The sequence below is a fragment of the Dactylosporangium sp. McL0621 genome (assembly GCF_049995355.1).
GTDB lineage: Bacteria > Actinomycetota > Actinomycetes > Mycobacteriales > Micromonosporaceae > Dactylosporangium.
Genome location: NZ_CP188259.1, coordinates 1,976,554 through 1,997,523, shown reverse-complemented (window position 1 = coordinate 1,997,523; position 20,970 = coordinate 1,976,554). Strand labels below are relative to the sequence as shown.

17 protein-coding genes are annotated in these 20,970 nt (G+C 74.4%); 3 read left to right on the top strand and 14 right to left on the bottom strand.

The annotated features are described in order from the left end of the window. Positions 1-26: 26 nt before the first annotated feature. The 12 genes from ACPPVO_RS09215 to ACPPVO_RS09160 all read right to left on the bottom strand — a co-directional run bounded on the left by ACPPVO_RS09215 (position 27) and on the right by ACPPVO_RS09160 (position 15,410). The gene (locus ACPPVO_RS09215) at positions 27-1,406 is read right to left on the bottom strand and encodes a PQQ-binding-like beta-propeller repeat protein (protein WP_426510797.1); all 1,380 of its coding nucleotides are present in this window, start codon (positions 1,404-1,406) and stop codon (positions 27-29) included. 18 nt (positions 1,407-1,424) lie between these two features. Further along, entirely contained in the window at positions 1,425-2,786 is a 1,362-nt protein-coding gene (locus ACPPVO_RS09210) for a hypothetical protein (protein WP_426510796.1), read from the bottom strand. Between the two features lie 12 nt (positions 2,787-2,798). Then, positions 2,799-4,226 carry a PQQ-binding-like beta-propeller repeat protein gene (locus tag ACPPVO_RS09205; RefSeq protein ID WP_426510795.1) on the bottom strand — a complete coding sequence of 476 codons (1,428 nt, stop codon included), beginning with the start codon at positions 4,224-4,226 and terminating at the stop codon, positions 2,799-2,801. After that, positions 4,223-5,518, bottom strand: coding sequence for a PQQ-binding-like beta-propeller repeat protein (locus ACPPVO_RS09200; RefSeq protein WP_426510794.1), 1,296 nt, complete (start codon positions 5,516-5,518; stop codon positions 4,223-4,225). Before ACPPVO_RS09200 ends, ACPPVO_RS09205 begins: the two co-directional genes overlap by 4 nt. After that, positions 5,515-6,909, bottom strand: a complete 1,395-nt coding sequence (locus ACPPVO_RS09195; RefSeq protein ID WP_426510793.1) for a PQQ-binding-like beta-propeller repeat protein — start codon at positions 6,907-6,909, stop codon at positions 5,515-5,517. The genes ACPPVO_RS09200 and ACPPVO_RS09195 overlap by 4 nt, the downstream gene beginning before the upstream one ends. Before the next feature lie 116 nt (positions 6,910-7,025). Continuing rightward, on the bottom strand, positions 7,026-9,002 hold the full coding sequence (gene dxs, locus ACPPVO_RS09190) for a 1-deoxy-D-xylulose-5-phosphate synthase (protein ID WP_426510792.1): 1,977 nt from the start codon (positions 9,000-9,002) through the stop codon (positions 7,026-7,028). A gap of 75 nt (positions 9,003-9,077) precedes the next feature. Next, positions 9,078-9,638, bottom strand: coding sequence for a hypothetical protein (locus tag ACPPVO_RS09185; RefSeq protein ID WP_426510791.1), 561 nt, complete (start codon positions 9,636-9,638; stop codon positions 9,078-9,080). Between the two features lie 98 nt (positions 9,639-9,736). Then, positions 9,737-10,627, bottom strand: coding sequence for an ABC transporter substrate-binding protein (locus ACPPVO_RS09180; protein WP_426510790.1), 891 nt, complete (start codon positions 10,625-10,627; stop codon positions 9,737-9,739). Between the two features lie 70 nt (positions 10,628-10,697). Further along, positions 10,698-12,119, bottom strand: coding sequence for a hypothetical protein (locus ACPPVO_RS09175; protein ID WP_426510789.1), 1,422 nt, complete (start codon positions 12,117-12,119; stop codon positions 10,698-10,700). A gap of 83 nt (positions 12,120-12,202) precedes the next feature. Then, positions 12,203-12,919, bottom strand: coding sequence for a hypothetical protein (locus ACPPVO_RS09170; protein WP_426510788.1), 717 nt, complete (start codon positions 12,917-12,919; stop codon positions 12,203-12,205). Further along, complete coding sequence (locus ACPPVO_RS09165; protein ID WP_426510787.1) at positions 12,916-13,656, bottom strand: type I 3-dehydroquinate dehydratase; 741 nt, start codon at positions 13,654-13,656, stop codon at positions 12,916-12,918. The genes ACPPVO_RS09170 and ACPPVO_RS09165 overlap by 4 nt, the downstream gene beginning before the upstream one ends. A 44-nt stretch (positions 13,657-13,700) precedes the next feature. After that, positions 13,701-15,410 carry a TROVE domain-containing protein gene (locus tag ACPPVO_RS09160; protein ID WP_426510786.1) on the bottom strand — a complete coding sequence of 570 codons (1,710 nt, stop codon included), beginning with the start codon at positions 15,408-15,410 and terminating at the stop codon, positions 13,701-13,703. A gap of 65 nt (positions 15,411-15,475) precedes the next feature. Here ACPPVO_RS09160 and ACPPVO_RS09155 point away from each other — a divergent pair, with 65 nt between their 5' ends. After that, positions 15,476-16,237: an RNA ligase family protein gene (locus ACPPVO_RS09155; protein WP_426510785.1), complete on the top strand. Its 762-nt coding sequence runs from the start codon at positions 15,476-15,478 to the stop codon at positions 16,235-16,237. A gap of 80 nt (positions 16,238-16,317) precedes the next feature. Here ACPPVO_RS09155 and ACPPVO_RS09150 read toward each other — a convergent pair whose 3' ends face one another. Further along, on the bottom strand, positions 16,318-17,499 hold the full coding sequence (locus ACPPVO_RS09150; protein WP_426510784.1) for a class I SAM-dependent RNA methyltransferase: 1,182 nt from the start codon (positions 17,497-17,499) through the stop codon (positions 16,318-16,320). Continuing rightward, the gene (locus ACPPVO_RS09145; protein WP_360387683.1) at positions 17,496-19,499 is read right to left on the bottom strand and encodes an APC family permease; all 2,004 of its coding nucleotides are present in this window, start codon (positions 19,497-19,499) and stop codon (positions 17,496-17,498) included. Before ACPPVO_RS09145 ends, ACPPVO_RS09150 begins: the two co-directional genes overlap by 4 nt. 100 nt (positions 19,500-19,599) lie before the next feature. Here ACPPVO_RS09145 and ACPPVO_RS09140 point away from each other — a divergent pair, with 100 nt between their 5' ends. Both ACPPVO_RS09140 and ACPPVO_RS09135 read left to right on the top strand, forming a co-directional pair. Beyond that, the gene (locus ACPPVO_RS09140) at positions 19,600-20,265 is read left to right on the top strand and encodes a potassium channel family protein (protein WP_426510783.1); all 666 of its coding nucleotides are present in this window, start codon (positions 19,600-19,602) and stop codon (positions 20,263-20,265) included. Next, positions 20,262-20,960, top strand: coding sequence for a potassium channel family protein (locus ACPPVO_RS09135; RefSeq protein ID WP_426514587.1), 699 nt, complete (start codon positions 20,262-20,264; stop codon positions 20,958-20,960). Before ACPPVO_RS09140 ends, ACPPVO_RS09135 begins: the two co-directional genes overlap by 4 nt. Positions 20,961-20,970: the final 10 nt, after the last annotated feature.

Here is a 20,970-nt window from a genome sequence, read left to right as displayed (position 1 = left end):
CGTGAAAGCCCCGGCTGACAATGTATCTACCCGGGCAACCGCCACAGGCGCACCGAGTCCCCGCCGGCGAGGCAGGCGAGCCGGTGGTGGCGCACCGAGCAGCGCGACGGGATCGGGCTCACGTTGCCCAGCGGGGAGATGACGCCGGTACGCAGGTCGATGCGGGCCAGCCGGGAGCCGTCGCCCTCGGGGCGCTGGACGAGCACGGAGCCGGCCGGGGCGAAGCCGATGTCGTCGTCGTCCGTGCCGTCGCTGGCGGTCGGCACCACGGCCCAGCCCGCGAGGTCGGCGCGGTCGCGGCCGGTGGACCAGTCGACGATCCGCACGCGGGTGAAGTCGTCGCGGTCGCGGGCGACGAGCACGCCGGGGCCGGCCGCGTCGAGCTGCACCGGCCGCCGCCAGGCCTCCGCGCCGCTGTCCGGGTCGAGCACGGCGAGGTCGCGCCAGTTGGGCACGCAGATCATCGGGCCGCAGGCGACGACCACGGGGCCGTAGGCGATCTCGGCGATCGGCGCCTGCTCGGCCGAGGAGAACAGGATGTGCCACCGGTAGCTCAGGGTGTCCTTGCGGTACGCCGTGATGAGCGCCCCGTCCGAGCGGACCGCCACGATCATGAGCAGCCCGCCGACGATCCGGACGCTGGTCGGCGGCGTGTCGGCGAGCTCCGGCACGTCGGCCGCGACGTTCACGGCCCCGGTGACGGCGCTGCGGATCTCGGCCCGCCCGCCCTGGTACCACACCGCGAACCAGTCGCTGCCGGGAACGTCCGGCGCGACGATGCGGGCGCCGCCGGACAGGTCGAAGGCCCACCGGATCTCGCCGGACTCGGCGTCGAGGACGGCGAGGTGCACGGGGTTCGGGGTGGCGTTGCGCCCCGGTACGACCGGCGGGCAGACGGCGGCCCGGTCGTCGACGGTGAGCAGCCCGGGCGCGGCCCCGCGCGGCGCGGCGACGACCGCGATCGGGGCGCCGGCCCGCGACCACTGCTGCCGCCCGGTGGCCGGGTCGAGCCGCTCCAGGCTCCAGCCGACGGTCGCGGTGCAGGGGCGGTGCCGGACGTACGCGCGGTCGGCGGTCAGGTACGCCTGGCCGCCGCCGGGCCCGGACAGGGAGCGGGTCCACTGCACCTTGCCGGTGTCCCAGTCGTAGGCGGTGAGCGCGGGCTCGTCGCGCATGGCGTAGACGGCGCCGCGGTCGGCGACCAGGGCGGAGGCGTGCTCGGCGAGCGTGCCGGCCTCCTCGATGGCGCTCCCGGGCCGCGAGGCGGTGGCGAAGAGCACCACCAGGCTCAGCACGAGCGCGATCGGCCACGACCGGCGCCCGGTGCCGCGCGGGGGCGGCCACTCCAGCAGCGCCTCGCCGTCGACGGTGCCGTGCGATTCACCCAGATCGATCAGTTCACCCACGTTACCAGCGTCCCCGCCTCACTCCTTGGTCGCCAATCGGAGCAGCACGACCTCCCCGGTGTCGGTCGCGCAGGCGAGGCGGGGGCCCTCCAGCTCGCACGCGGTGAGACGGGCGTCGACGGTACCGAGGAGCGTCACCCCGTCGCCGGCCCGCAGCCCGAGCAGGGTCCCCTCCTCGCCCGCGGCGGTGCCGAGCAGCAGCCGGTCGGCGTCCGCGCCGAGCCGCTCCCATCCGGGCCGCGCGGGGGCGGCCACGCCGGTCTCGGGGTCGAGCAGCGTCAGCGTCCGCGCCCCGGCCACGGCCAGCCCGCCGCCGGGCGCCGCGGCCAGGTCGGCGCGCACGTTCGGGGTCCACCGCGTCGCCCCGCTGGCCGGGTCGAGCACGAACGTGCGCTGCCCGGCAACGCACAGCACCGGCCCGCACGGACGGACGGCGAAGCGGTCGGTGCGCCCGGACGCGGGCCCGGTCGGCACGGTGACCCGCCAGGCCGGGGCCGACCAGGCGTCGCGGCGGTACGCGGTCAGCACCGTGCCCCCGCGCGCCGGGTCGGCGTCGAAGTCGGCGATGACGAGCAGGTCGCCCGCGGCCGCGACGAGGTCGCCGGGGGCCGCGGTGAGCGCCCCGGCCGCCGAGCGCCGGCCGGTGACGAAGTCGGCGACGCTTATCGCGCCCTGCTTGTCGGCGAGCGCCGCCCAGGCCGCCCCGCCCTCGGCGGCGTCGAGGGCGACGCGGGTGCCGGCCTCGACGGGCAGCTCCCAGCGGGGCGCGCCGCCCGCGCCGAGGGCCTGCCAGCGCAGCCCGCCGCCGGTGGGCGCCCCCGCGGCCAGGGCGCCGCACCCGTCCGACCACAGGCTGCGCATGACGACGGTGCCGGGGACGGCGGCCGCGGTACGCACCGGCACGCCCGACGCCCGCCAGACCTCCTGCCCGGTGCGCCGGTCGACGGCGAACGTCGTGCCGGTGGTGCCGGAGCGGCACAGGTCGGGCCAGAGCACCAAGACGTCGCCGGCGCCGGGCGCGGACGCGGCGTAGGAGAGGGTGGCCACGCCGTCCGGCGTGTAGGTCCAGCGGTCCTGCCCGTCGCCGGTGTCGAACGCCGCGACGGGGGTCGGAGCCCGGTCGCTGTCGAGGACCAGCAGGAGGTTCCCGGCGAGCTGGAAGGCGCCGTTGCCCAGGGGCCGGCGGGTCACCTCGGCGACCCCTTCCGGCAGCGGTACCGCCGACACGAGCGACAGCACCAGCCCGAGCGCGAGCGCCAGCCCCCAGCCGCGGGGCAGCCCGACGGGCCCTCCGTCGGCGTCGGCGTCCCATACGGTCCCGGCGTCCCCGAGGTCGATCACGGCCGGGCCATCGGCGATCGGCAGCGTGCTCGGTGGCACGCCTCCATTGTGCTAACGCCGGGCGGCCGCCGGCAGCGGCCAGACAGTCAACTCTCCGGCCACGCCGCAGGCCACGACCCGCGCGTCGACCGAGCACGAGGGCATTCCGCCCCACGAGTCGCCGGTGCCGAAGACCGTGATCCGGCCGGTGCCGGGGTCGAGCAGCCCGAGCGTGGTGACGCGCTGCCCGTCCGGGCGCCGCCACACGACGATCCGGTGGCCCTCGGCCACGACCGGATGCCACCCGTCGATGCGGCTCCTGATCGCTCCGGTGCGCGCGTCGACGATCACTCCGGCCGCGAGGGACTGCCCGTTGTCGCCGAGCGCGCCCAGGGCGACCGTCTCCGCGCCCGCGCCGAGGACCGTGGTGAAGCCGTCGACGCGCCACGCCTGCCGCCCGGTGCGCGCCTCGTAGGCGACCAGCCCCGCGCCGTCGAGGCGGCACCACAGGCCCGGCGCGCAGCCGGAGAGCGGCCACTGGCCGATCGCGGCCTGACCGGTGTTGCCCACATTGACGAACGTGCCGAGCACGGGCGGGCCCGGGGCGGCGTGCCACAGCATCTGCCCGCTCGCCCGGTCGTAGACGTCGTCGCCGCGGTCGGTCGAGATCCTGACCTGCCCCGCCCGCGCGCCGGGCGGCCCGGCGGCGCCGTCCTCGCCGGTCCGGAGGGAGCCCGACTCCGCCGGCCCGGGCTCGAGCCGGTCGGTGCGGGCGACGGCGCCGGTGGCCAGGTCGTACTCGCGCAGGGTGCCGTCCGGGTCGCAGACGCTGAAGGAGGCCAGGTCGAACAGCGTGTTCCCGCCCCGGCCGAAGGCGACCATGGCGTTGACGGGCACGGCGAGGCTCCAGACCGGCGCGCCGGTGCGCGCGTCCACGGTCACCAGCTGGTTCGCCTCCCGAGGCTCCGCCTGCGGGTCCGCGCCGGCCGGCAGCGTCACCCGCCGGCTGGTGTCCACGAGCATGACCCGGCCGGGGAGCCGGCCCACGACCGACACGCCGCCGCGCTGCCACAGCTGGGCCCCGGTGCGCGGGTCGAGGGCGGTGACGGTCTCCAGTGCGGGGTTGTCGGGCAGCCGCACGCTGAGCAGCGCGGCGTCGTCGTCGGCGAACATGAACACCTGCGAGTCGCTCAGGTCGGTGTCCCACAGCCGGGCGCCGTCCTCGCCGTACGCCTCGAGCCGGTGCGGCCCCTCACCCCCGAACCGGGTGGCGTAGATGCGCCCGCCGCCGAGGGCGGTGGTGAGTGCCCCGCCAGCGAGGTGCAGCACCGGCCCGGCGGCGGCCGCGCTGGTGACCGGCAGCCCGGCGGCCAGCACGGCGACGGCCACCGCGGCCACCCAGCGCGCCGGCCCGGACAGGCGCCGGCGGGGGCGCGGGGTCTCCGGCGGCGCCCACGACTCCCCGCCTCCGAGATCACCGAGGTCGATCGTCGCCGTCACGGCAGCCTCCAGACGCTGAGCCCGTTTCCGGTGCAGTACAACACTTCGGCGCCCGCGACGCAGACCGGTGTGGGTCCGAGCCGGGCCCGGCCGAGGACCCGCACGCCGCCCGTGTGCGGGTCGTAGAGCCCGACGACCCCGAACCACTGCCCGGCGTCGGTGTGCGCGACGACCAGGCGGCCGCCGTGGCTGGAGTACGTGCCGATCCAGCCGTCGAGCCGGTGCGCGATCGCGCCGGTGCGGGTGTCGATCGTGAACACCACGGCCTCGTGCGACACCGATGCCGAGGTGCCGAGCCCACCGGCCATCAGCAGGTCCCCGCTGCGCCCGAAGACGTCGTTGTACTGCTCGATGCCCCACGCCGCCCGCCCGGTGCCCGCGTCGACGGCGTGGATCCCGTCGCCGCCCACGGTGCACCAGCGCCCGGATCCGCACGGGAGCAGCCCGTAGGACTGCTTCTCGTAGCGCCAGAGCAGCTCGCCGGTGGCCAGGTCGTACACCTCGATGCCGGGCGCGCCGACCCGGCTCACCTGGATTCGGCCGTCGCGGACCGCGAACCCGGTCACCGCGGTGCCGGACGTCGCGAACTCGCGCCGGTCGGTGACCGCCCCGGTGGCCGGGTCGCGGCGCTGGAGGACCGAGCCGGCGGTGAGCTCGTCGACGGCGACGAGGCCTTCCGACTCCTCCGAGTACTCGTAGTCGACGAGCGACGTGGCCGGCACCGTCTGCTGCCAGACGGTGGCCCCGGTGCGCGCGTCGACGCCGAGCAGCCGCGTCTCCCGGCCGGCCTCGCGCGAGTACGGCTCGCGCTGCCCGGCGACGTCCTGCAGCACCAGGCGGGGACCGGCGGCGCCGACGACCACGGCCCCGGGCCGGAGCCACAGCTGCGCGCCCGTGCGCGCGTCGAGCGCCGTGGCGGTCGCGTCGCGGGCCGCCGCCTGGCCGTACAACGAGGTCAGCACGGCCACCCCGGCCGTGACGAGCTGCGGGTACTCGCTGTCCCCGGCGCGCGGACGCGTCCACAGCAGCCGCCCCGTGGGGGTGTGCGCCTCGAACCGGCCGGGCCCGTCGGGCTCGTACCGCGTGACCAGCAGCGTCCCGCCGACGAGCCGCGCGTCGAGCACCCCGTCGCCGATGCTGAACAGCGGCTCGCCCCAGGTCGGCCCGGCCCCCGCGAGCAGCGTCGCGGCGAGCAGGGCCACGGCGAGCACCGCGACCGGGCGCAGGCTCCGGCGCGGCGGCGGCTCCGGCGGCGACCAGGGCACGGCGTCGCCGAGCTCGATGACGCTCACCGCAGCCGCCAGACGTACAGCACCCCGATCGCCAGGCACGCGACCCGGTCGGCGGTGGCCGTGCACTGCGGCGAGCCGTAGAAGTCGGGGGCGCGGCCGATGACCCGCACCGACCCGTCCTCGGGGTCGAGCCGGCCGATTATCGCGTCGGTGTTGCTGATCGGCCGCCACAGGAAGAACCCGGGCGACCGGCCGGCGACGAAGTACCCGTTGGCGACGTACCAGCCCCGCCGGTCCCACGCCACCGCGCCGTCCCCGTCGACCGCGAACGCCGTCACCTGGTCCGGGTGGTACTCGTCGCTGATCTGGCGGTACATCAGCAGCCGGTCGCCGGTGTCGCTCAGCAGTGCCGTGTAGCCGCGCGCCCGCCACAGCACCGCACCGGTGGCCGCGTCGAGCACGTCGGTCCCGCTGTCGCCGAAGACGCAGTAGTGCACGCGCAGGCAGGGCACCGGCCCGTTCCACGCCGGCGCCTCCCCCGACCAGCGCCAGAGCCGCCGCCCCGAGGCCAGGTCGTACACGTCGGACCCGTTGCGCCCGGCGGCCAGCACCACCTCCTGGCCGGGCAGGCCGGCCTGATGCCGCGAGACGGCGCCGGAGAAGTCCAGGTGGTACCGCCCGGTGACCTCCCCCGTGCGCAGGTCCCGGATGCGCAGCGTCCCGTCGCGGTCGAGCTCGCGCAGCCCGTCGAGCCCCGGGTACCCGTTCGTGTCGAACCCGGACTCGGTCCCCGGCGCCAGCTCGGCCGTCCAGCGCAGCGCGCCGGTGAGCTGGTCGAGCCCCAGGTACCGCTCGTGGTGGGGCAGGCGCGGCAGCGCGACGGACGAGTCGTCGGGACTGCCGTACGAGGCGTCGAAGCCGTCGTCCTCGTCCGGCCAGGCCTGCTCCTGCACCACGAGGAGCCCGCCGGCCAGCCCGGTGAACCGCACCATGTCCCGCCGCCACAGGTCCCGGCCGGTGCCCGCGTCGTAGGCGGACACGTGCCCGGTGTACGCCCCGTCGGCATCGGTCCGCTCGACCTGCACGAACGCGGCCCGGTCGGTGAACGCCGCGTACGACTCGTCGGCCTCCCCCGGCCGCCGCCACAGCAACGCCCCGGTCCGCGCGTCGAGCGCCTCGGTCACCGGGTCGGCGCCCACCGACTGGTACCGGTGCACGATGATCCGCCCGCCGGCCGCGTCGAGCGCCAGCACCTGGAAGTCGGCCGAGTACAGCGGGTCGAGCCCCGGCCGCAGATCCGCCCCGCCGGGCAGCACCGCGACGAGCCCGAGCACGGCCGCGCCGGCCAGCCCCCGCCACCGGGAACGCCGCCGCCGCGCGACGGCCGCCCCGGGCCGCTCAGGCGGTTCCCAGGGAGCGCTGACGTCGAGCTCGATCATCGCGTCGGGCACGGGCCCCCTCTCCTCGCCAGAAGAGAGTCCCACGGCCCCGCGCTTGGTTGCGTGGATGCATCACCAAAAGAAACCGGTCGCGGGCCGAGTGGCCCGCGACCGGGAACGGAACGCGATCAGCGGCGGGGGGCCCGCGCACGCGAAGGGGGCGACGACGGGGCGCCCGGCAGCGGCGACGGCTCGTCCATGCGGCTCACCCACTCGGTGACCTGACGCGCCACGTCCTGGGCGGTCAGGCCCAGGTCGGCCAGGATCTCGTTGCGCGAGCCGTGCGGGTGCCAGCCCTGCGGCACGCCCAGGTCCCGCAGCGGCACCCACACGTCGGCGTCGCGCAGGGTCTTGGCCACGGCGTCACCCACGCCGCCGGTGCGCACGCCGTCCTCCAGGGTCACCACGAGGCGGTGCTCGCGGGCGAGGCCCACGAGCTCGACCGGCACGGGGCGGACCCAGCGCGGGTCGACCACGGTCACCCCGTAGCCCTGCTCGGCCAGGCGCGCGGCCACGTCCACGGACATGTGGGCGAAGGCGCCGACGCTGACGAGGAGCACGTCCTTGCGCTCGTGCTCGGCCAGCACGTCCACGCCGCCGAAGCCGTCCACGCCGCCCACGCGGCGCAGGGCCGGAAGGTCGGCCGGGACGGAGCCGGTCGGGAAGCGCAGCACCGTCGGGCCGTCGTCGATGCCGACCGCCTCGCGCAGCTCCTCGCGGACCGTCTGGGCGTCGCGCGGGGCGGCCAGGCGCAGGCCCGGTACCACGCCGAAGACCGACATGTCCCAGATGCCGTAGTGCGACGGCCCGTCGGGGCCGGTGATGCCGGCGCGGTCGAGCACGAACGTGACCGGCAGGCGGTGCATGGCCACGTCCAGGAGTACCTGGTCGAAGGCGCGGTTGAGGAACGTGGCGTAGACGGCGACGACCGGGTGCAGCCCGCCGATCGCCAGGCCGGCCGCCGAGGTCGCCGCGTGCTGCTCGGCGATGCCCACGTCGTAGGCGCGCTCCGGGTACTTCCGCATCAGCTTGGCGATCCCGGTCGGCTCGGCCATGGCGGCGGTGATGCCGACCACGTCCGCGCGCTCGTCGGCGATCGCGACCAGCTCGTCGGCGAAGACGCCGGTCCACTTGAGCGAGGCCGGGGCGAGCAGCTTGCCGGTCTCGATGTCGAAGGCGCTGCTCGGGCCGTGCAGGCAGTCGGCCTCGTCCTCCATCGCCGGGCGGTACCCGAAGCCCTTGCGGGTCACGGCGTGCACGATGACCGGGCCGCCGAAGTTCTTGGCCTTGCGCAGCGCCTTCTCGACGGCCTCGAGGTCGTGGCCGTCGACCGGGCCGACGTACTTGATCCCGAGGTCCTCGAACATGGCCTGCGGCGCGACGGCGTCCTTGATGCCCTTCTTGACCGCGTGCAGCACCTCGAACAGCGGCGGCCCGACGAGCGGGGTGCGGCCGAGGGAGTCCTTGACGAGGTCGAGCACCTTCTCGTACCCGGGGTTGAGCCGCAGGTTCGAGAGGTGGTCGGCGAGCCCGCCGATCGTCGGCGAGTACGAGCGGCCGTTGTCGTTCACGACGATCACGAGCGGGTTCCGGGCGGACGCGATGTTGTTCAGCGCCTCCCAGCACATGCCGCCGGTGAGCGCGCCGTCGCCGACGACGGCGACCACGTGCCGCGGCTCGCCCCGCAGCGCGAAGGCCTTGGAGAGCCCGTCGGCGTAGGACAGCGCGGTCGAGGCGTGCGAGTTCTCGATGATGTCGTGCTCGCTCTCGGCCTGGCTCGGGTAGCCCGTGAGCCCGCCGCGGCGGCGCAGGAGGTCGAAGCCGTCCTGGCGGCCGGTGACGATCTTGTGCACGTACGCCTGGTGGCCCGTATCGAACAGGATGCGGTCCTTCGGCGAGTCGAAGACGCGGTGCAGGGCCAGCGTCAGCTCCACGACGCCGAGGTTCGGGCCCAAATGACCGCCGGTGCGCGAGACCTTCGCGATGAGGAAGTCGCGGATCTCCGCGGCGAGCACATCGAGCTGCTCGGCGGTCAGGCTACGAAGATCACCCGGGGCCCGGACCGAGCTCAGCAGGGACGGGGCCTCGTTCTCTTCTGTGCTCATGACCGCCGAGTCTAGTGGGGCCGCGCAGCCGCGCACCTTGGCCGATCGAATCTTGACAGGTTCCACACATCCGGCTCAGTTGTGCCCGGCCGCGACCGCGCGGGCGAACTTGCCGGCGTCCTTGTCCAGCACGAACGCGGCCAGCGTGGTGTCGATCGCGGCGTTCCACTCGGTGTTCGCGACCACCCCGTGGGTGAGGGAGCCGACCACCCGGGTGCCGGCGTCGGCCCATTCGACGACCGCGGCCGCCAGGTAGCCCGTGTACTTCGACCGGTCGGCGTCCGTGCGCGCGGGTACCGAACCCTTCTGGGGGTTGAACGCGTCCTGACCGTCGACCGAACCGCACTCGACCAGCCACTTGCGGGCCGCGCCGGGGTGGGGCGCACCCTTCGGCAGCGTGAAGGAGTCGGAGAGGAAGTTGTACACGCGGTCCGTGCCCGGGCTCGCCACGACCCCGTAGCCGTCGGTGAACACCAGGCCCTTGGTGCGCAGATAGGCGTCCGCCCAGTCGCCCATGAGGTTGTACGCCGCGCCCCCGGCCACCACCTTGTCCAGCGCGGGCTGCCAGTCCCCGTTGGCCGCGGCCAGGTCGGTGCGGGCCATCACGTCGGTGAACAGCCGCAGCGCCGCCAGCACCGCGGCGCCATCACGTCGGTGAACAGCCGCAGCGCCGCCAGCACCGCGGCGCCATCACGTCGGTGAACAGCCGCAGCGCCGCCAGCACCGCGGCGCCATCACGTCGGTGAACAGCCGCAGCGCCGCCAGCACCGCGGCGCCCTCCCGTCGGTGAACAGCCGCAGCGCCGCCAGCACCGCGGCGCCCTCCCGTCGGTGAACAGCCGCAGCGCCGCCAGCACCGCGGCGCCCTCCCGTCGGTGAACAGCCGCAGCGCCGCCAGCACCGCGGCGCCCTCCCGTCGGTGAACAGCCGCAGCGCCGCCAGCACCGCGGCGCCCTCCCAGTCGGTGCCGCCGGTCCACAGCTCCGCGTAGGTCTGCGCGCCGAGCTGGCCCAGCAGGACGTTCTCCAGCAGGTGCTTCAGCGTCCAGGCCGGCCCGATCGACAGCGGCGTGAGCCCGCGCGCCGCGATCGCGTCGGCCTGGGTCAGGAAGTCGGCCCAGGTCGACGGGGGCGTGAGGCCCAGCCCGGCCAGGGTCTTCGGGTTGTACCAGAGCAGGTTGGACCGGTGGATGTTGACCGGGACGCAGTAGATCGTCCCGTTCACCGTGATCGCCTGGACCAGGCCCTCGGGCAGCTTGTCCAGCCAGCCCTGCTCCTGGAGGTCCTCGACGTAGCCGCTGGTGATGTCGGCGGTGAGCTCCCGCCCGGCGTGGGCCTGGTACGAGTCGGGCGGGTCGTCGTTCTGCAGCCGGGTGGCGAGCACCGTGCGCGCGATGGTGCCGGCGCCGCCCGCCACGGCCGCGTTGTCGAAGGCGACGCCGGGGTTGTGCCGGGCGAAGTCGGCGACCAGCGCCTCCAGCCCCTCCTTCTCGCCCGGGCCGGCCCACCACGAGAAGACCTCGACCTTGCGGTCCGGGGCCGCCTGCGTCGCTCCGCCGCCGCCGCACCCGGGCAGGGCCAGCGCCGCGAGCCCGGCGGCGAACAGGCCCCTCCGGCTCACTCCCATGCATGCAGTATTAACCGACAATTAGGGCTATTTCGGCTGTACCGGAAAAGCGCTCCCGGCCCCCGGAGGCTCAGGCGGCCGCCGGGGGCGGCGCGACCCACTCGGACGCGGGCGCCATCTCGATGCCGGCCTCGGACGCGAGCTGCGCGGTCGTGAGCGGCTCGTTGCGGGCGCGCATGTCGGCGTACGCGGTCACGGTGAGCACGTCGGTGAGCATCTTCATGCCCGTCTCCAGCAGCGTGGTGACGATCCGGCTCACCGCGATCGTGACGATCACCGTCGACGTCAGCGCCGTGCTGCTGACGGTGCCGTCACCCACCGTGATCTGCTGGACACCGCCCATGGCCAGCTCGATGATGCGGCCGACGAAGTACGACACGATCCCGGCCAGCACCGTTAGGCCCACGATGCTCGCGATCCGGGCGATGGCGCTGCCGAAGTCGCGGTGGAACAGCTGGAAGCAGCGGGAGATCGCGCCCGAGCCGCGCTCGAAGGTCACCACGGCCGGCAGGATGAGGAACACCGCGTACAGGTAGATGCCCGGCAGCACGCACAGGCACAGCCCGACGCCCATCATGAGCGCGGACAGGATCTGCCAGCCCCACAGCGGCAGGAACCGGCGAACGGCCACGGCGAGGGCGGGCCCGAGCCGCGGCGGCAGCCCGGCGGCGACCGTCACCGCGATCTGGTTGCCGGCCACCGTGATCAGCGAGCCGACCATCCCGGCCACGACCGCGCCGAGGAAGAGCAGCGCGAACGGGGCGATCAGGGGCGTCAGCGAGGCGTTGCCGTTCGCGTCGGCGGAGTCGATCACGTCGGCGGTGGCCTTGATCGACCAGATCGCCTCGGGAATCACCACGGCGAGCGTGAGGACGAACCCGATGAACTGCAGGACCGCCAGCTGCTTCCAGGCGCCCTTGAAGATCGTGAGGCTGCGCTGCCACCAGCCGCCGTAGTCCGGGCTGATCATCGGGTCGAAGCCGGCCTGCTGCCCGGCGGCCGGCACGCCGTAGCCGAACGTGGGCGCCGCCTGGTAGACCACGTACGCCTGCGACGGGTCGTACGTGGGGTCCACCCCGTACTGCGGCACCGCGGGCGGCTGCCCTCCGGCCGGGGGCTGCGCTCCGTAGGGCGGCTGGGCTCCGAACGGCGGCTGGCCGCCGAGCGCCGGCTGCGATCCGTACGGCGGCTCGGACCCGTACGGCGGCTGCCCTCCGACCGGCGGCTGCGCTCCGTACGGCGACTGATCCCCGGCCGGCGACTGCGCTCCGTAGGACGGCTGCGCTCCGTAGTGCGACTGATCCCCGGCCGGCGGCTGCGCTCCGTAGGGCGGCTGCGCTCCGAACGACGGCTGGGCCTCGTACGGCGGCTGGGCCGGCGGCGGGGTGTACAGCGGTGGAGGCTGATCGTCCGCGGGCCCGCCCGGCGTGGACGGGCGCAACGGGTATCCCGCCGGCTCGTCGGGTCCCGGCGTGGTCGGGGGCTGGGTCATGACTCCTCCGTATCGCGATCGGCGCGCTGCCGCACGACACAGAAGATAGGGCCCGCCCGCCATTCCCGCTGCCCGCCCCTCGGTCAGCGGGTCGGGACGGGCACCATCTGCGAGTACACGAAGGCGAAAACGAGGCCGAGCACCCACACGCCGCCGGCCAGCCACGCGGCGCGCTCCCCCAGCGCCGCGGGCGCCTTGCCGCGCAGCGCCTGCACCGCCAGCACCGAGGCCGCAACCATCAGCGCGACCCCGATCCCCCACACCGTCCAGGCCGCGGGGCTGCGGTCGACCTTGAGCTTGCCGAGCCCGAACACGGCCCGCCCGATCGCGAACACGAACGGGATGGTGAACACGACGACGGTCTGCGCGATCGTCTTGCGCAGCGCGCGCAGCGGATCACGCCGCGGCGCGTCGTAGTCGGGCTCGGACGCGTCGGACTCGAACGCGCGCGGCTCGGACGCCCCGCGCTCGGACGCGCGCGGCTCGGACGCGCGCGGCTCGGACGCGCGCGGCTCGAACGCGCGCGGCTCGAACGCGCGCGGCTCAGACCCGTCGGGCTCGGACGCGCCCGGCCTCGGCGCCCCGGGCTCGGACGCGCCCGGCCTCGGCGCCCCGGACTCGACCGCGCCACGCTCGGACGCGCGCTCAGACTCGCCACGCTCGGACGCGCCACGCTCAGACTCGCCACGCTCGGAAGCGCCCGGCCTCGGTGCCCCGGGCTCGAACCCACGCTCAGACTCGTCACGCTCGGACGCGCCGGGCTCGTGCGCCCCTGGCTCGGGCGCCTCGGGCTCGGTCACGCGCCGGCCCCGCGCGCGGTCGCGTAGCCGGGCGAGAACGTCGCCAGCAGCCGGGCCGTCTCCGAGAACGGCAGCTGGCCGGGGGCGGAGGGGCGCTCACCGTCGGCCGCGTAGGTGATCCGCGAGCCCAGCACGGGGAAGAACACGCGCGTCGCGGCGCCCTCCGCGCCCATGCCGATCACGACCATAGAGTCGTACCGCAGCAGGAGAGCGGCCAGGCGGCGCAAATCCTCGGGGCCGTGCGCCATGGTGCTGATCTTCACCAGGTCGGCGCCGGCGGCCCGGGCGGCCTCGACGGTGCCGCGCAGGAAGTCCTCGTCGGGGGTCTTGTCGAAGTCGTGGTACGACACGACGACCAGCCGGTCCGCCGCCCGCGCCGCGGCCACCACGCCGGGCAGGATCTCGGTCGAGGACAGCTCGACGTCGACCGCGTCGACCGCGGGCAGGATCGCCTCGAACAGCCGCCTCCGCGCCGTCTCGTCGCCGGGCCAGCGGCCGCCCTCGGCCTTCGAGCGGATCGTGGCCAGGATGCGCAGGCCCGCGGCCCGGAAGGGCGCGATCGCGGCCAGCACGTCGGCCGGCTCGACGCTGCGGTTCCAGTCGATGCGCAGCTCGGCGAGGTCGACCCCGAGCTCGCGGGCGCGCGCGGCGTCGCCCGCGGGGTCGTCGTCGCCGAAGCTGACCGCGACCAGCGGCGCCCCGCCGGATAGCCGCTCCCGCAGCGTCTGCGTTGCCAACTGAGACTCCCCCTGCCGATTTCGGACAGGGGGAGTCTACGGGCTCAGAACGGCCAGGTGCCGTCGCGCCCGGCCTCCAGCAGCGGGATCATCCCGAAGCCCGCGTCGGTGAGCCCGCCGAAGGTCCAGCGGTTCGCGACCGCGGGCGTGTGGCCCTGCCGGTAGCCCGCCAGGTTCCAGGTGAGGAGCGGAACCTTCGCGGGTACCGCATCCGTCACCGCCCCGTCGTAGGAGGCCTGCTCGTCCGTCAGGATGACCACCCGGTCATGGCCCTTGAAGTGCTTGCGCGCCGCGGTCGCGGTGTTGGTACCGCCGCCGTGGAAATGCCCCTCCGCGCGGAACCGCTCGATCGCCTTGAGCACCGACTCGCCCCGGCGCAGCGCGAACACCGTCGAGCCCGTCGAGAACGACACCACGTCCGCGGCCGCGCACCGGCTGGCCAGCGCCACGCCGAAGACCACCGCCGCGTCCCAGCGCATCAGCGTGCCGTCGCGCGAGAAGCCGGCGTGCATGGAGCCCGACGTGTCGATGAGCACCAGCGTGCGGCCCGGCAGCGCGGGCACGCTCGCCAGGCTCAGCGTCAGCGCCCGCTCCAGCGCCCACGACCAGCGCAGCGACGGCGCGGCCCGGTACGCCGAGAGGAACCGCATCGGCAGCTGCCGCGACCGCGCGACCTCGTCCGGGTCGGCCAGGCGCGCCGCGACCCCGGCCGCGACGTCGTCGGCGACGCCGGCCTGGTCGAGGTTGCGCAGGTTGCGCAGCCGCGCCATGTACCCCATCGACGGCAGCAGCGCGGTCCACAGCGCGGCCCTGGACAGCCCCGTGCCACCGCTCAGCGACAGCGCGTCCTCCCAGGTCATGCCCGCGGCCCGGAGCCGGTCGGCGTCCAGCAGCACGCCCGGGTCGGCGGCCGCGTCCGCGCGCAGGCGCTCGTTGGCGGCCAGGACGGGCAGCGACGCTGGCACCGTGAGGTCCTCGCGGGCGTGGCGGCGGCCGAGCGCGAGGGCGAACAGGTCGCCCTGCCAGGGCGCGGCCGGGGCCGGGTGGGTGAGCTCGATGACGTCGCCGAAGCGGAAGGCGTGGCTCGCGGTGTCGTACTTGAGCAGGTTCCGCTCGGTGTAGAGCCGCCGGACGGCGTCGGCGATGCCGCGCTTGACGGGCTTGGGCACGGCGCGGCCGTACCGCGACATCCAGTACGCCAGCAGCTCCCCCGGCTCGTCGGCCCGCTGCAGCACGCCGGCGACGACGCGGCGGTTCTCGCCCCCGCCCGCCGCCGCGGCCACGGACCGGCGGCTCCCGCCCCCGGCCACGGACCGGCGATCCCCGCCCCCCTCGGCCGCCGCCTCGACCACGGACCGGCGATCCCCGCCCCCCTCGGCCGCCGCCTCGACCACGGACCGGCGATCCCCGCTCTCGGCCGCCGCCGCGGCCACGGACCGGCGGTTCTCGGCCCCGGCCGCCGCGGCCTCGAGCCGGCCGTACACGAACTCGGCCGCCCCGACGATCGCCGCCGTGCGCATGTTCGCGCCCGTGCGCAGCCACATCAGGAACCGCTCCGTCCACGCCGGGTCGGCGACCGCGGCCGCGCGCACCAGGCGCGAGTAGCGCTCGTCGCGCTCCGCGGCCGCCTCGTAGAACGTCCGCTCGCCGACCATGTTGGTCACGGCCAGCAGGAACAGCTCCGACCGGAGGTCGCGGGCATATCCGGCGCCGCCCTCGTAGGTGCGGCGCGCTCGCACATTGAGCTTCGCCATGCCGCGGACGCTAGGCCGCCGAAAACCGGGTGCTCCAGCGTTTATCGATGCCTCATCCTGGCCCGATGACTCGCTTCGACCTGCGCGCGGCGGATCTCCGGGCGCTGAACTCGCTGACGAAGTACCCGTCGATCCCGACCTACCACGAGCTCGACCCGCGCAACGGTGGCCTGCTGGAGTCCCCGACGGCGTTCCCCGGCGACGTCATCGCCACCGAGAAGGTCGACGGCACCAACAGCCGCATCGTCCTGCTGCCCGACGGCAGCTACGTGATCGGCTCCCGCGAGGAGCTGCTCCACGCGCGCGGCGACCTCATCGCCAACCCGGCCCTGGGCATCGTGGAGCAGCTGCGCCCGGTGGCGGACCGCCTGGCCGCGCCGGGATCGCTGCGGGTGTACTACCTGGAGCTCTACGGCGGCAAGGTCGGCGGCGCGGCGAAGCAGTACACCACCGACGCGACCCGCTTCGGCTGGCGCCTCTTCGACGTGATGCTGCTCGACGACTGGGCGACGGCCCTGACGTGGCCGCAGCCCGCGATCTCGGCGTGGCGCGAGTCGGGCGGCCAGCCCTTCGCGACCGAGGAGGAGCTGGCCGAGCTGGCACCGGCTGCGGGGCTGTCGCTCACGCCGCGCCTGTTCCGCACCGGCTCGCTGCCGGAGTCGATCGCGGGCATGCAGGCGCTGCTGACCGAGCGCCTGCCGGAGACCCTGGTGGCGCTGGACGGCGCGCGCGGCCGCGCGGAGGGCATCGTCTTCCGCTCCCCCGACCGCAAGGTCATCGCCAAGGCGCGGTTCCAGGACTACGCCCGCACCCTGCGCCGCCGTTAGGGCTGTCTCGAAGTGGGTGGCCGGGCTGCGTCGGACTCGGGCGCCGCCGGGAACCACGCCGTCACACTTCGAAACCGCCGCTAGCGGGGCGTCAGGAGCCCGACGGTCTCGAAGTGCTGGGTCATCGGGAAGCTGTCGAACGCCCGAAGGCCCGTGAGGTCGTACCCGAGCTCGCCGAACGTGCGAACGTCGCGGGCGAACGCGGCCGGGTCGCAGGCCACGTACGACACGGCCCGCGGCCCCCGCGCGGCGATCGCCTCGACCACGGCGCGGCCGGCGCCCGAGCGCGGCGGGTCCAGCACCACGAGGTCGACCCGCCGCCAGCGGGGGTTGGCCAGCACCTGGGCCACGTCGCCGCGGGCGAAGGTGACGTTCGTCAGGTCGCGCAGGGCCCGGCGGCCGGCCGCCACCGCGCGGCGGTCGGCCTCGACCACGGTCACGGGGCCGCAGTGCGGGGCCAGCGCGGCCGCGAACACGCCGGCGCCGCCGTAGAGGTCCCACGCGCGCTCGGCCGGCTCGGGCGCGAGCTGGGCCAGGACGGCGCCGGTGAACGCCTCGACGGCGTGCGGGTGGACCTGCCAGAAGCCGCCCGCGTCCAGGAGCCACTCGTGGCCGGCCGCGCGCTCGCGGATCGGCGGCACGGGGCCCGTCGGCGGGCCGGTGCGGGCGGCGCGGGTCAGCACCGCGGTCTCACCCGCCGACGACGCCGTCGCCTCGACGGTCGAGCCCGGCGGCCAGGCCCGGTCCAGGATCGGCAGGGCCTGGATCGCGGGGTGGGCGATGCGGCACCGGTCGACCGGGATCACGTCCGAGGAGCGGTGGCGGTGCAGGCCCGGCCGGCCCTCCCCGTCGACGGCGTACTGCACCCGCGTGCGCCAGGAGAGCGGGCCGCCCGGCAGCGGCTCCACGAGTACCGACAAATCGTTTAAATCGGAAATGCCGCCCAGCCGGGCCAGCTGCTCGCGGAGGACCTGCGACTTCAGCTCCCGCTGGGCGTCCCACGACGCGTGCTGCCAGTCGCACCCGCCGCAGGCGCCCGGGCCGGCGAAGGGGCACGGCGGGATCACCCGGTCCGGCGACGGGAGCAGCACCTCCACCGCGTCCGCGCGCAGGAAACCCTTGCGGCGCTCGGTGACCAGCGCTCGGACGCGCTCCCCGGGCAGGGCGTGGCGCACGAAGACCGCCTGGCCCTCGTGCCGCGCCACGCAGAAGCCGCCGTGCGCGACCGGCCCGACCTCGACCTCGAGCAGTTCCGGGGTCACGAGTCGGGCGACGCCGCGGAGCGCGGCCCCCGCTTCGGCCCGCGGCTGAGCGTCGCGTCGAGCCGGTCGATGTCGACGTCGCCGATCGAGCTGAGCTGCCAGGGCACCGACGTGACCATCACGCCGGGCTCGAACAGCAGCCGGCCCTTGAGCCGCAGCGCGCTCTGGTTGTGCAGCAGGTGCTCCCACCACTTCCCGACCACGTACTCGGGGATGAACACCGTCACCACGTCGCGCGGCGAGTCCCGCCGCTTGCTGCGCACGAAGTCGAGGATCGGCCGGTTGATCTCCCGGTACGGGCTGTCGACCACGGTCAGCGGCGCGGGAATCCCCCGGCGCTCCCACTCCTCCTGCAGCGCCCGCGTGTCGTGGTCGTCCACGTTCACGGTGAGCGCGGTCAGCGAGTCCGGCCGCGTCGCCTGCGCGTAGGCCACGGCGCGCAGGGTCGGCCGGTGCACCTTGGAGACGAGCACGACGGCGTGGTTGCGCGCCGGCAGCACCGGCCGGTCCTCCGAGGGCGTCAGCTCCCGCGCGACGGTGTCGTAGTGCTTCTTGATGCCGACCATGAGGAAGTAGATGACGATCATCGCGATGATTGCGATGTACGCCCCGAGCAGGAACTTCGTGATGAGCACCACGATGAGCACGGCGCCGGTGAGGGTCAGGCCGACCATGTTGATCGTGCGCGACCGGATCATCCGGATGCGCGCCTGCTTGTCACGCACCGTGCGCAGCAGCCGGTTCCAGTGCCGGATCATGCCGGCCTGGGAGAGCGTGAAGGACACGAAGACGCCCACGATGTACAGCTGGATCAGCCGTGTCACCTCGCCGTTGAACCCGACGATGAGCACCATCGCGGCCAGGGCGAGCAGGATGATCCCGTTGGAGAAGGCGAGCCGGTCGCCGCGGGTGTGCAGCTGGCGCGGCAGGTACCGGTCCTGCGCGAGGATCGAGCCGAGCACCGGGAAGCCGTTGAAGGCCGTGTTCGCCGCGAGGAACAGGATCAGCGCGGTGATGACCGCCACGACGTACAGCAGGACCGACCCGGCCCCGAACACCGTCTGCCCGAGCTGGGTGGTCACCGTCTTCTGCACGTAGTTGGCCGGGCCGCTCTCGATCTGGCTCGGGTCCTCGACGAACTTCAGGCCGGTCCGGTTGGCCAGCAGGATGATGCCGAGCAGCATGGTGATCGAGATCGTGCCGAGCAGCAGCAGCGTGGTCGCCGCGTTCTTGCTCTTGGGCTCCTTGAACGCGGGCACGCCGTTGGAGATGGCCTCGACGCCGGTGAGCGCCGCACAGCCGGACGAGAATGTTCGCAGGAGCAGGAAGGCCATGGCCGCGCCGGTCATGTTGGTGTGCTCGGCGTGGATGACCAGGTCGGCGCTGGGCGCCCGCAGGTCCTGGCCGAGCACGAAGATCTTGAAGAAGCCGGTGAGGACCATCCCGATCATGACGATCATGAACCCGTAGGTCGGGACCGCGAACGCGCCCCCGGACTCCCGGATGCCGCGCAGGTTCATGGCGGTGAGCACCGCGATGGCGATGATCGAGATGGCGACCTTGTGGGTGGCCACCCAGGGCACGACGGAGCCGAGGTTGGCCACGCCGGACGCGGTCGACACGGCCACGGTGAGCACGTAGTCGACGAGCAGGGCGCTGGCCACCGCCACGCCGAAGCGCGGGCCCAGGTTGACCGAGGCCACCTCGTAGTCGCCGCCGCCGGACGGGTACGCATGGACGTTCTGCCGGTAGCTCGCGACGACTGTGAGCATCACCACGGCCACCGCGAGACCGATCCAGGGCGAGATCGTGAGGGCCGAAACGCCCGCGATCGACAGCGTCAGGAGGATCTCGTCGGGGGCGTACGCGACCGACGACAGCGCGTCGGAGGCGAACACCGGCAGCGCGATGCGCTTGGGCAGCAGCGTGTGTTTCAGCCGGTCCGAACGGAACGGTCGGCCCAGGAGCAGCCGCTTCATCAGGGAGGTGGGACTGGCCACGACGCCTAAGCGTACGGGTCGGTCCGGCTCCCGGTGCACCGGTCGGGGCCGCGCATGACATCCTCGTGTCTGAGTGCTTCAGGACACCGGAGGCGGGGACGTGCACGTCGTGATCATGGGCTGCGGCCGCGTGGGGTCCACGCTGGCGCAGAGTCTCGAACAGCGCGGACACACGGTCGCGGTGATCGACGTCGACGCGGACGCGTTCCGCCGGCTCGGCGGGGAGTTCCACGGCACCACGGTGAACGGGGTCGGCTACGACCGCGACGTGCTGCTGCAGGCGGGCATCGAGCGGGCCGACGCGTTCGCGGCGGTGTCCTCGGGCGACAACTCGAACATCATCTCGGCCCGGGTGGCCCGGGAGACCTTCGGCGTGGACCGGGTCGTGGCCCGCATCTACGACCCGAAGCGCGCGGAGGTCTACGAACGCCTCGGCATACCGACCGTGGCGACTGTGCGCTGGACCGCCGAACGGATGCTGCGCCAGCTGGTGCCCGAGGGCAACGTCGAGATCTGGCGCGACCCGACGAGCACCGTGTCGATCGTCGAGGTGCCGATGCACCCGGACTGGATCGGCCACACCGTGGGCCAGCTGGAGGCGCGCAGCGGCGCCCGGCTGGCGTACCTGATGCGCTTCGGCCTGGCGATGCTGCCGACCGAGTCGACCGTGATCCAGGACGGCGACCTGGCCTTCATGCTGCTGACCGACGAGTTGGCCGGCCCCGTGACAAAGGTCACCGGTTCGGCGCCCGAAGGGGGACACTGACCATGCGCATCGCGATCGCCGGGGCCGGCAACGTGGGCCGCTCCATCGCCAAGGAGCTCGTCGACAACGGCCACCAGGTCATGCTCATCGAGCGCGTGCCGCGGATGGTGCGCCCCGAGCGGGTGCCGTCCGCCGAGTGGATCCTGGCTGACGCCTGCGAGCTGTCGAGCCTGCAGGAGGCCGACCTGTCCTCCTGCGACGTCGTGGTCGCGGCCACCGGCGACGACAAGGTCAACCTGGTCGTGTCGCTGCTGGCCAAGACCGAGTTCGCGGTACCGCGGGTGGTGGCCCGCATCAACCGGGCCGAGAACGAGTGGCTGTTCAACGAGCAGTGGGGCGTGGACGTCTCGGTCAGCAAGCCCCGGCTCATGGCCGCCCTGGTCGAGGAGGCGGTGTCGGTCGGCGACCTGGTCCGCCTGATGACGTTCCGGCAGTCCGAGGCCAACCTGGTGGAGATCACGCTGCCGGAGACCGCGCCGTACGTCGGTCACCCGGTGCGCGACGTCCCGCTGCCGCACGACTCGGCCCTGGTGGCGGTCCTGCGCGGCCGCCGCGTGCTGGTGCCGACCCCCGACGACCCGCTGGAGGCGGGCGACGAGCTGGTGTTCGTCGTCACGTCGGAGATGGAGGACACCGTCCGCGCCGTGATCCTCGGCGAGGACAGCGTCGAGAGGACCCGCGGAAAGGCCCTCTAGGGCTGTATCG